Origin of the sequence: Paraburkholderia gardini, assembly GCF_907164545.1 — a bacterium.
Taxonomy (GTDB): domain Bacteria; phylum Pseudomonadota; class Gammaproteobacteria; order Burkholderiales; family Burkholderiaceae; genus Paraburkholderia; species Paraburkholderia gardini.
In genome coordinates this window covers 22,162-32,658 of record NZ_CAJQZB010000054.1, presented here as the reverse complement: position 1 = coordinate 32,658, position 10,497 = coordinate 22,162, and the positions used below count along the sequence as shown (strand labels likewise).

Below are 10,497 nucleotides of genomic sequence, written 5' to 3'. Positions count from 1 at the left end.
GCTTCGCTTCGCTCGCTGTGATCAACTTACGGTGGGACTTGCACCCACAAGAGTGCGCCCATGCTGGGCGCACAAGCAAAAAGGGCGTCCTGGTGTGGACGCCCTTTTTGCATGCGCGTCACGCACCCCGCCTTGGGGCACGCGCCGGCTCAACGTACGGGCAGCGCTGTTGTTTCCTTGATCTTCTCGAGCGAGAAACTCGTCTTCACGTCGATCACCGATGGATGGTGCAGCAACTGGTCCTGCACGAACCGTGAGAAATGGGCCATGTCCTCAACCTGCACGCGCAGCAGGTAGTCCATCTCGCCGGTCATCGCATGACATGCGACCACTTCCGGCCACGTCTGCACCGCCGCGCGGAACAGGTCGGCGTGCGTGGCGCCAGGCCGCACCGTCGCCATTCCCTCGCCACGCGCGCCCACAATCGGGCTGCTGCGCTTTTCCAGCCGTACGTTGACGTACGCCAGCAAATCGAGCCCCAACTGCTGCGCATCGAGCAGCGCCACGTACCCGCGAATCACGCCGCTTTCCTCGAGCCGACGGATTCGCCGCAAACACGGACTCGGCGACAAATTTACCCGCTCCGCTATCTCGAGGTTCGACAACCGCCCGTTCTCCTGCAGGATCATCAGGATTCGCCGGTCGATTGCATCTATCTCAAATCCAGCCATCTTCTGCCGCCTTTTCCGCCTGATGAGGCAGTAAATAGCGCCAGCGTAGCCATACACGATTAAGTTCGCAAGTTTTCGCCGGCTTCCGGCCGATACACTGGTTCTCATTCATGGAAACACGCGCTTCCCCGCGATTCAGGAGACAGACATGCAGGTTTCAACCTGGGAGAACCCCGTCGGCACCGACGGCTTCGAGTTCATCGAATACACCGCGCCGGATCCGAGAGCGCTCGGCAAGTTGTTCGAACAGATGGGCTTCACCGCCGTCGCGCGACATCGTCACAAGGACGTGACGCTGTACCGTCAGGGCGATATCAACTTCATCGTCAACGCCGAGCCGGATTCGTTCGCCCAGCGCTTCGCGCGCCTGCACGGCCCGTCGATCTGCGCGATCGCGTTTCGCGTACAGGACGCGGCGAAGGCTTATCAGCATGCACTCGAGCGCGGCGCATGGGGCTTCGACAACAAGACCGGCCCAATGGAGTTGAACATTCCGGCGATCAAGGGCATCGGCGATTCACTGATCTATTTCGTCGATCGCTGGCGCGGCAAGAATGGCGCCGCGCCGAACAGTATCGGCGACATCAGCATCTACGACGTCGATTTCGTGCCGATCGAAGATGCGAACCCGAACCCGGCCGGCCACGGCCTGACGTACATCGATCACCTGACGCACAACGTCCATCGCGGCCGCATGCAGGAATGGGCGGAGTTCTACGAGCGGCTCTTCAATTTCCGCGAAGTGCGTTACTTCGACATCGAAGGCAAGGTGACGGGCGTGAAATCGAAAGCAATGACGTCCCCGTGCGGCAAGATCCGTATTCCGATCAACGAGGAAGGGTCGGAGACGGCCGGCCAGATCCAGGAATACCTCGACGCCTATCACGGCGAAGGCATTCAGCACATCGCGCTCGGCAGCGCGGACATCTACGCGACAGTCGACGGTCTGCGCGCCGCGCATATCGCGCTGCTCGACACGATCGACACGTATTACGAACTGGTCAATCGCCGTGTACCCAATCATGGCGAACCGCTCGATGAATTGCGCAAGCGCAAGATCCTGATCGACGGCGCGCCGGACGACCTGCTGCTGCAGATCTTCACCGAAAACCAGATCGGACCGATCTTCTTCGAGATCATCCAGCGCAAGGGCAATCAGGGCTTTGGCGAAGGCAACTTCAAGGCGCTGTTCGAATCGATCGAGCTCGACCAGATTCGTCGCGGTGTGGTGCAGGACAGGACGTAGCCACACGCCCTTTCTGCATCGCGATGCAGAAAGGGCGAGGATCCCGTGATGGATCCTCGCCCTTCCGTGTTGATGCGGCCGCCGTATGGAGGCAACCGCGCGAGTTCAATGTCAGCCGGCCAGTGGGCCGGCAGCGATCTGACCGGTCAGGAACGCCGGTTGGGTTGCGTGGCTTGCGAGGCCTGCGGCCGATCCGCGTCACGCGATGCGAACGCGACATGGATAGTGCGGCCGGCGGCGGTCGCGAGGGTGCTCGCGCTGTTCGGGTGAGCCGGCGCGCTCACGGCAAAGAATGCTGCCGAGACCATCATAAAGGTCTGAATATTACGTGTAATCATGCGTACTCCTTTTTCTGACTGCCTGTCCGTCCTGAAGCTCAACCGTATGCAGAGCGCTGCCAGACTTTGAACAGGTGGGCTATTAGACACGTATCGGCTGCCCGGTTCCAGTTAATCGGGCCGCTTTTACAGCCTGTTACAGCACGAGATCAAACGTTACGATCGAGCTCACATAACCGTCACATTTGTGCCGCACGCATCCGCTTCCATAGCCATCTGGACGGACTGCGGCGGGTTTGTACCAGTGCTACCATCACAAAAAAGCCGTCAATATGGCGACCCTGGCCGATGCATCCACAAGATGCGGACGCGCAGAAGTTTTGGTGATCCCAAACTGGGTGGAGGAGTACACATAATGAATGCCCCGCTAGACGCCGGACAGCGAGCCTCGCTCGAAGCCGCACTATCTTCCGTCACGCTCGACGACAAATACACGCTTGAACGCGGCCGCGCGTACATGAGCGGCATCCAGGCGCTGGTGCGTCTGCCGATGCTGCAGCAGGAACGCGACAAGGCCGCCGGGCTCAACACGGCCGGCTTCATCTCCGGTTATCGCGGCTCTCCTCTGGGCGGACTCGACCTGTCGTTGTGGAAGGCGAAGCAGCATCTCGCCGGGCACCGGATCGTGTTCCAGCCGGGCGTCAACGAAGACCTCGCCGCCACCGCCGTCTGGGGTTCGCAGCAGGTCAACCTGTACCCGAGCGCGAAATACGACGGCGTGTTTTCGATGTGGTACGGCAAGGGCCCGGGCGTCGACCGTACCGGCGACGTCTTCAAGCACGCGAACTCGGCTGGATCGGCGAAACACGGCGGCGTTCTCGTTCTCGCCGGCGACGACCACGCGGCGAAATCCTCCACGCTGGCTCATCAGTCTGAACACATCTTCAAGGCGTGCGGCATTCCGGTGCTGTTTCCGTCGAACGTTCAGGAATATCTCGACTTCGGTCTGCACGGCTGGGCCATGAGCCGTTATTCCGGCCTGTGGGTTGCGCTCAAGTGCGTGACCGACGTGGTCGAATCGTCGGCTTCCGTCGACATCGATCCGCACCGCACGCAGGTCGTGCTGCCGACCGATTTCACGATGCCCGATGGCGGCCTCAACATCCGCTGGCCCGATCCGCCGCTCGTGCAGGAAGCGCGTCTGCTCGACTACAAGTGGTACGCCGCGCTGGCTTATGTGCGTGCCAACAAACTGGATCGCATCGAGATCGATTCGCCGCAGGCGCGCTTCGGCATCATGACCGGCGGCAAGGCGTATCTCGACGTGCGTCAGGCGCTCACCGACCTCGGCCTCGACGACGAAACCTGCTCGCGCATCGGTATTCGTCTGTACAAGGTCGGCTGCGTGTGGCCGCTCGAGGCGCAGGGCGCGCATGCGTTCGCGCGCGGGCTGGAAGAAATTCTCGTGGTCGAGGAAAAGCGGCAGATTCTCGAATACGCGATCAAGGAAGAGCTGTACAACTGGCCGGACGCACAGCGTCCCCGCGTGTACGGCAAGTTCGACGAGAAAGACGGCGCCGGCGGCGAATGGTCGGTGCCGATGGGCAACTGGCTGCTGCCCGCGCACTACGAGCTGTCGCCCGCCATCATCGCGAAAGCCATCGCCACGCGACTCGACAAGTTCGACCTGCCGCCGGACGTGCGCGCGCGAATCGCCGCGCGCATCACCGTGATCGAAGCGAAGGAACGCGCGCTGGCGAAGCCGCGCGTCGAGGCGGAACGCAAGCCGTGGTTCTGCTCGGGTTGTCCGCACAACACGTCGACGAACGTGCCGGAAGGCTCGCGCGCGATGGCCGGCATTGGCTGCCATTACATGACCGTGTGGATGGACCGCAGTACCAGCACGTTCAGCCAGATGGGTGGCGAAGGCGTCGCGTGGGTCGGCCAGGCGCCTTTCACGAACGACAAGCACGTGTTCGCCAATCTCGGCGACGGCACGTACTTTCACTCCGGGCTGCTCGCCATTCGCGCGGCGATCGCGTCGAAGGCGAACATCACCTACAAGATTCTCTATAACGACGCAGTCGCGATGACCGGCGGCCAGCCGGTCGACGGCGTGCTGACCGTGCCGCAGATCACGCATCAGCTCGCCGCCGAAGGCGCGACGAAGATCGTCATCGTTACCGACGAGCCGGAGAAATACGACAACGCAAAACAGAAGCTCGCGCCCGGCATCACGATTCATCATCGCGACCAGCTCGACGCCGTGCAGCGCGAACTGCGCGAAATCAGCGGCACGTCGATCCTGATCTACGACCAGACCTGCGCGACGGAAAAGCGTCGTCGCCGCAAACGCGGCACGTACCCCGATCCGGCGAAACGCATCGTGATCAACGAAGCCGTGTGCGAAGGCTGCGGCGACTGCTCGGTGAAGTCGAACTGTCTGTCGGTCGAACCGCTGGAAACCGAATACGGCACGAAGCGCCAGATCAACCAGTCGACGTGCAACAAGGACTTTTCGTGCGTGAACGGCTTCTGCCCGAGCTTCGTCTCGGTCGAAGGCGGACAGTTGCGCAAGCCGAAAGCGGTCTCCGGCGTCGGCAGCGATGCCATGCCGCCGGTGCCGGAGCCGGACCTGCCGTCCATCGAAAAGCCGTACGGCGTGCTGGTGACGGGCGTCGGCGGCACGGGCGTCGTCACGATCGGCGCGCTGCTCGGCATGGCCGCGCATCTGGAGAACAAGGGCGTCACGGTGCTCGACGTCACGGGGCTCGCGCAGAAAGGTGGCGCGGTGATGAGCCACGTGCAGATCGCGAACCGTCCGGCCGACATTCACGCAACGCGCATCGCAATGGGCGAAGCGAGCCTCGTGATCGGTTGCGATGCGATCGTCACGGCCAGCGACGAATGCCTGTCGCGGATGCAGGCTGGCCAGACGCGGGTCGTGCTGAACAGCGCGGCGACGCCGACCGCCGAGTTCATCAAGAACCCGAACTGGCGTTTCCCGGGTTCGAACACGGAAGCCGACGTGCGCGCGGCAGCGGGCGATGACGGCGTCGACGCGGTCGATGCGAATCACTTCGCGCTCGCGCTGCTGGGCGACGCGATCTACACGAACCCGTTCGTGCTGGGTTACGCATGGCAGCGCGGCTGGGTGCCGCTGACGTATCAGTCGCTCAAGCGCGCAATCGAGCTGAACGCGGTGCAGGTCGAAAAGAATCTGTCGGCGTTCGAATGGGGTCGCCGCGCGGCGCACGATCTGGCTGGCGTGCGCAAACTCGTGAAGTCGCAGGCGCGCGGTGAAGCGGGCACGAGCGCGGGTGCCGCTGATGAACCGGCGACAGGTGGCAAGATCATCACGCTGCATACGCCGAAGGCGCTCGACACGCTGATCGACAAACGCGCGGCGTACCTCGCGGCGTATCAGAACGATGCGTATGCGACGCGCTATCGCAGCCGCGTGGCCGAGGTTCGCGCGAAAGAGGCATCGCTCGATACCGGCGACGGTCAATTCCCGCTGACTGAAGCGGTCGCGAAAAACCTGCACAAGCTGATGGCGTACAAGGACGAATACGAAGTCGCGCGGCTGTATGCCGACCCGGCGTTCGTCGAGAAACTGAAGGCAAGCTTCGAAGGCGACTGGAAGCTCAACCTGTATCTCGCGCCGCCCGCGTTCTCGAAGAAAGACGCGCAGGGACACCTGATCAAGAAAAAGTACGGCCCGTGGGTGTTCACGGCGATGAACGTGCTCGCGAAGCTGAAGTTCCTGCGTGGCACGGCGCTCGATCCGTTTGGAAAAACGGATGAACGTCGCACGGAACGTGAGCTGATCGGTGAATACGAGGCGCTCGTACAGGAACTTTGCGCGGGGCTGACCGCCGGGAATCGCGCGCTGGCTGTCGAACTGGCGAGCCTGCCGGACGGCATCCGGGGCTACGGTCACGTGAAGGAGAACAACCTGAAAGGCGTGCGCGTGAAGTGGAACGATCTGCTGGCCCGCTGGCGCGCGCCAGAACCGGGTAGCGTGCAGCACGTGGCCTGAGCATGCCGCCCGTCACGGCGGGTTACACGAAACGCATGGCGTAGTAAGGTGAAGTAAAACGAAAGGCGGTTGTCCTTCACGGGCAACCGCCTTTTTTTACCGGACGACAGAGGTTGAATCGACCGGACCCGCGAAACGCCATCACAGGCGTCCTGCGCTCCATCGGTCAATCAACATCGCCCCACATCAAGCTCACATCAGCCCGCCGAACGCACCCGCGCATTCGCCGAAGCCACCGCCGTCATATTGATGATCCGGCGTACCGTCGCGGCCGGGGTCAGGATATGCACCGGTTTTTCCGCACCGAGCAGGAACGGACCGACCGTCACGCCTTCGCCGCCGATCATCTTCAGCAGGTTGTATGTGATGTTCGCCGCTTCGACGTTCGGCATGATCAGCAGGTTCGCCTCGCCGGTCAGCGTGGTGCCCGGGAACGCGGCCTTGCGCACCGCTTCTGACAACGCCGCGTCGCCGTGCATTTCACCGTCGATTTCGAGCGTCGGTGCGCGTTGTGCGATCAGCTTGCGGGCCGCCGCCATCCGCGCCGACGACGAGGACGGCGCACTGCCGAAGTTCGAGTTCGACAGTAGCGCGACCTTCGGCGCGATGCCGAATTTCTCGATCTCGCGGGCCGCCAGCATCGTCATGTCGGCGAGTTGCTCCGGCGTCGGCGTTTCGTTCACGTACGTGTCGCAGATGAACAGATTGCGGCCCGGCAGCATCAGCAGGTTCATCGCGGCGAAGTTCTGCACGTTCTCGGCTTTACCCAGCACCTGTTCGATGAAATTCAGGTGCGTGTGATACTGCCCGATCATCCCGCAGATCATGCCGTCCGCCTCGCCAAGGCGCACGAGAATCGCGCCGATCAGCGTGTTGAACTTGCGCATCGCCGCCTTCGCGACGTCCGGCGTGATGCCTTCGCGCGCACCGATTTCGTGATACGCCTGCCAGCACTGCTGATAGCGCGGATCGTCTTCCGGATCGACGATCTCGACGTCTTCGTTGCACTTCAGCTTCGAGCCCATCTTCTTCAGACGCATCTCGATCACCGACGGCCGCCCGACGAGAATCGGCTTCGCGATCTTCTCCAGCAGCACGAACTGCGCGGCGCGCAGCACGCGCTCGTCCTCGCCTTCCGCGAACACGATGCGCGCCGGCGCCGACTTCGCCGCCGCGAACACCGGACGCATCACCATGCCCGTGCGATAGACGGTGGTGCCGAGTTCTTCGCGATACGCATCCATGTCCTTGATCGGACGGGTCGCGACGCCCGAATCCATCGCCGCCTGCGCCACCGCCGGCGCGATCTTGATGATGAGACGCGGATCGAACGGCTTCGGAATCAGATACTCGGGACCGAATTCGAGCGAGTGGCCTTCGTACGCTTTCGCGACTTCATCGCCCTGGTCGGTTTCCTCGGCCAGCTCGGCGATCGCGCGCACGCACGCGAGCTTCATTTCCTCGGTGATCGTGGTCGCGCCGACGTCCAGCGCGCCGCGGAAGATGAACGGGAAGCACAACACGTTGTTCACCTGGTTCGGATAGTCCGAACGGCCCGTCGCGATGATGCAGTCCGGGCGAACCTTCTTCGCGTCTTCCGGACGGATTTCCGGGTCCGGGTTCGCAAGCGCGAGAATCAGCGGCTGCGTACCCATTTCCATCACCATTTCCGGCTTCAGCACGCCCGCGCTCGAACAGCCGAGGAACACGTCGGCGCCGCGAATCGCATCGGCGAGCGTGCGGTCTTCGGTATGCGCCGCGTAACGCTCCTTCGAAGGATCCAGATTGCCGCGACCTTCGTAGATCACGCCTTTCGAGTCCACGACCAGAATGTTCTTCTTCGACAGCCCGAGGTTCACGAGCAGATCCAGACACGCAATCGCCGCCGCGCCCGCGCCGGAACACACGAACTTCACTTCGGCGAGCTGCTTGCCGACCACTTTCAGGCCGTTCAGGATCGCCGCCGAAGCGATGATCGCCGTGCCGTGCTGGTCGTCGTGGAAGACCGGAATCTTCATGCGCTCGCGCAGCTTCTTCTCGATGTAGAAGCACTCTGGCGCCTTGATGTCTTCGAGGTTGATGCCGCCGAGCGTGGGCTCGAGCATGGCGATCGCTTCGACGAGCTTGTCCGGATCGGACTCGTTCAACTCGATGTCGAACACGTCGATGCCGGCGAATTTCTTGAAGAGACAGCCCTTGCCTTCCATCACCGGCTTCGCGGCGAGCGGGCCGATGTTGCCCAGACCGAGCACGGCCGTGCCGTTCGTGATCACGCCGACAAGATTGCCGCGCGACGTGTACTTCTGCGCGTCGAGCGGCTCATCGAAGATCGCCATGCAGGCTGCGGCGACGCCCGGCGAATACGCGAGCGAAAGATCGAGCTGGTTCGACAGCGGTTTGGTCGGCGTGACCGAAATCTTGCCGGGCTTCGGAAACTGGTGGTATGCGAGAGCGCTTTGCTTAAGTTGTTCGTCCATTTTCTGACCTGCGAGACGTTAGTGATGGGCCCGGCACGTTGCATCGCGGACGGCGCCTGCGCGTATCGAATGGGTGATCGACAGCGACGGTTTTCGCCTGCACCGGTTAGGCGCGGCGTCAAACCTGGACGTCGGACAAAACAATACGGAACGTTTGGCGGGCCGATCAGTGTACACCCCGCACTCACCGTTACGCCTCGGGTTTACGGCGGCAGACAGGACGAGAGGCGGGATGGACACATGTTGCGGCGCGTCATGATGGACGGTCACGACATACGTGAACACACGGCTTATTCGAGCAATGCGCCGCGTCGCTCCGGAATGAGGAATAACGTCGCGAGAATGTCGAGCAGATAGATCGACGCGAGCAGCGCAAGCGCGGCAGCGAACGAAAACCGCGCCGCCAGCGCGCCGACCACGACGGGCCCGAAGCCGCCCACCGCGCGCCCGATGTTGAAGAGAACGTTCTGCGCCGTGGCGCGCGCTTCGGTCGGATACAGCTCCGAAATCAGCGCGCCATAGCCACCGATCATGCCGTTCACGAACACACCCATCACCGCGCCGCCGATGAGCAACGCAAACGGTGTGGACAGATGCGCATACACAAACACCATCACCACGGCGCCCGCCTGGTAGAACAGAAACGTCGGCTTGCGGCCGAAGCGGTCGGCGGCCATGCCGAACAGCCAGATGCCCGCGCCCATGCCGATCACCGTCGCCGCTGTCCATAACCCCGATTTCGTGAGTGAGTAGCCGAATGTCTTCGAGAGATAGCTGGGCAGCCAGATCATGAGCCCGTAGTAACCGAAGTTCTGCACGGAACAGAGAATCGTGACGCCGATGCTGATGCGCAGCGTGCGCGCATCAGCGACGAGCAGCTTGAGCGGCAACCTGCGACGCTCGCCGCGTGTCGCACGTTCAGCGCGAAGGGTGAAAAGCGCCGGCTCCTCGACGCGCCTGCGCACGGCAAACGACACGACTGCCGGCAGAAGACCGATCGCGAACATGCCACGCCAGCCGATCACCGGCAGCAGAAGCGGCGTGACCAGCGCCGCGGCCAGCACGCCCAGTTGCCAGCCGAGCCCGACGTACGACGAAACACGCGCCCGCTGCGAAGCCGGCCACGCTTCAGCCACCAGCGTCATGCCGATGCCGAACTCACCGCCAAGACCGATGCCAGCGATCGTCCGGTACGCGAGCAGATCGGCATAGCCCCGCGCGAGCGCGCACAGGCCGGTGAAAACGGCAAAGATCAGGATCGTCCACGTCAGCATGCGCACGCGGCCGAACCAGTCGCTGAGCACGCCGAACACGATACCGCCCAGGACCGCACCGATCAGCGTCCATGTAACGAGCGACCCGGCCTGCGCCGACGACAGATGAAGATCGAGCGCGATCACCGGCAGCATGAAGCCGAGGATCAGCAGATCGAAGCCGTCCATCGCGTAGCCAAGCATTGACGCAACCAGCGCGCGGCCGGCATAGCCACGGCGCCCATGCCTGCCAGATGTGGGGGAAGCGGATGAAGAGGGAGCGGTGTTCATGGAGCCATTGGAGATGCACTGGAAAGTCGCGTGAGTGTAAAGGCACGACTGGGCGCTCACAACCTGGCCAAAAAGTCAGCGATCAGAGCCGCTGGGCGCCGCGCAGCCGGCCGTTACGGCAAATCCGGCGTGCCAGGGCTCCTCGGAACGGCCCCGATCGGGTAAAATAACGGGCTACGCGCGTAGCAAACCGGCCGGTCAACTGCCCGGCCGCGCGTTTTACCTGCACTGGGCCATGG

6 protein-coding genes are annotated in these 10,497 nt (G+C 62.8%); 2 read left to right on the top strand and 4 right to left on the bottom strand.

What is annotated here, in order from left to right; genetic code table 11:
• Positions 1 to 149: 149 nt before the first annotated feature.
• Positions 150 to 671 (bottom strand): Lrp/AsnC family transcriptional regulator, encoded by a 522-nt coding sequence (locus LPA37_RS26210; RefSeq protein ID WP_228980007.1) that lies wholly within the window; start codon positions 669 to 671, stop codon positions 150 to 152.
• Positions 672 to 819: 148 nt separating this feature from the next.
• Between LPA37_RS26210 and hppD the strand changes: the two genes are divergently transcribed.
• Positions 820 to 1,917, top strand: a complete 1,098-nt coding sequence (gene hppD, locus LPA37_RS26205; protein WP_228979751.1) for a 4-hydroxyphenylpyruvate dioxygenase — start codon at positions 820 to 822, stop codon at positions 1,915 to 1,917.
• Between the two features lie 146 nt (positions 1,918 to 2,063).
• Here the strand turns inward: hppD and LPA37_RS27950 are convergent, their stop codons facing one another.
• Positions 2,064 to 2,255: a hypothetical protein gene (locus LPA37_RS27950; protein ID WP_228979753.1), complete on the bottom strand. Its 192-nt coding sequence runs from the start codon at positions 2,253 to 2,255 to the stop codon at positions 2,064 to 2,066.
• Positions 2,256 to 2,610: 355 nt separating this feature from the next.
• Between LPA37_RS27950 and LPA37_RS26195 the strand changes: the two genes are divergently transcribed.
• A complete protein-coding gene (locus tag LPA37_RS26195; protein WP_228979754.1) occupies positions 2,611 to 6,237 on the top strand; it encodes an indolepyruvate ferredoxin oxidoreductase family protein in 3,627 nt (1,208 codons plus the stop codon).
• A 197-nt stretch (positions 6,238 to 6,434) separates the two neighbouring features.
• Here LPA37_RS26195 and LPA37_RS26190 read toward each other — a convergent pair whose 3' ends face one another.
• The gene (locus LPA37_RS26190; RefSeq protein WP_228979756.1) at positions 6,435 to 8,714 is read right to left on the bottom strand and encodes an NADP-dependent malic enzyme; all 2,280 of its coding nucleotides are present in this window, start codon (positions 8,712 to 8,714) and stop codon (positions 6,435 to 6,437) included.
• 290 nt (positions 8,715 to 9,004) lie between these two features.
• On the bottom strand, positions 9,005 to 10,258 hold the full coding sequence (locus tag LPA37_RS26185; RefSeq protein WP_229014093.1) for an MFS transporter: 1,254 nt from the start codon (positions 10,256 to 10,258) through the stop codon (positions 9,005 to 9,007).
• Positions 10,259 to 10,497 lie beyond the last annotated feature (239 nt).

Bases quoted from the DNA above. Each gene is read 5' to 3' on its own strand.
- LPA37_RS26210 (WP_228980007.1), bottom strand. From the start codon at position 671: ATGGCTGGATTTGAGATAGATGCAATCGACCGGCGAATCCTGATGATC.
- hppD (WP_228979751.1), top strand. From the start codon at position 820: ATGCAGGTTTCAACCTGGGAGAACCCCGTCGGCACCGACGGCTTCGAG.
- LPA37_RS27950 (WP_228979753.1), bottom strand. From the start codon at position 2,255: ATGATTACACGTAATATTCAGACCTTTATGATGGTCTCGGCAGCATTC.
- LPA37_RS26195 (WP_228979754.1), top strand. From the start codon at position 2,611: ATGAATGCCCCGCTAGACGCCGGACAGCGAGCCTCGCTCGAAGCCGCA.
- LPA37_RS26190 (WP_228979756.1), bottom strand. From the start codon at position 8,714: ATGGACGAACAACTTAAGCAAAGCGCTCTCGCATACCACCAGTTTCCG.
- LPA37_RS26185 (WP_229014093.1), bottom strand. From the start codon at position 10,258: ATGAACACCGCTCCCTCTTCATCCGCTTCCCCCACATCTGGCAGGCAT.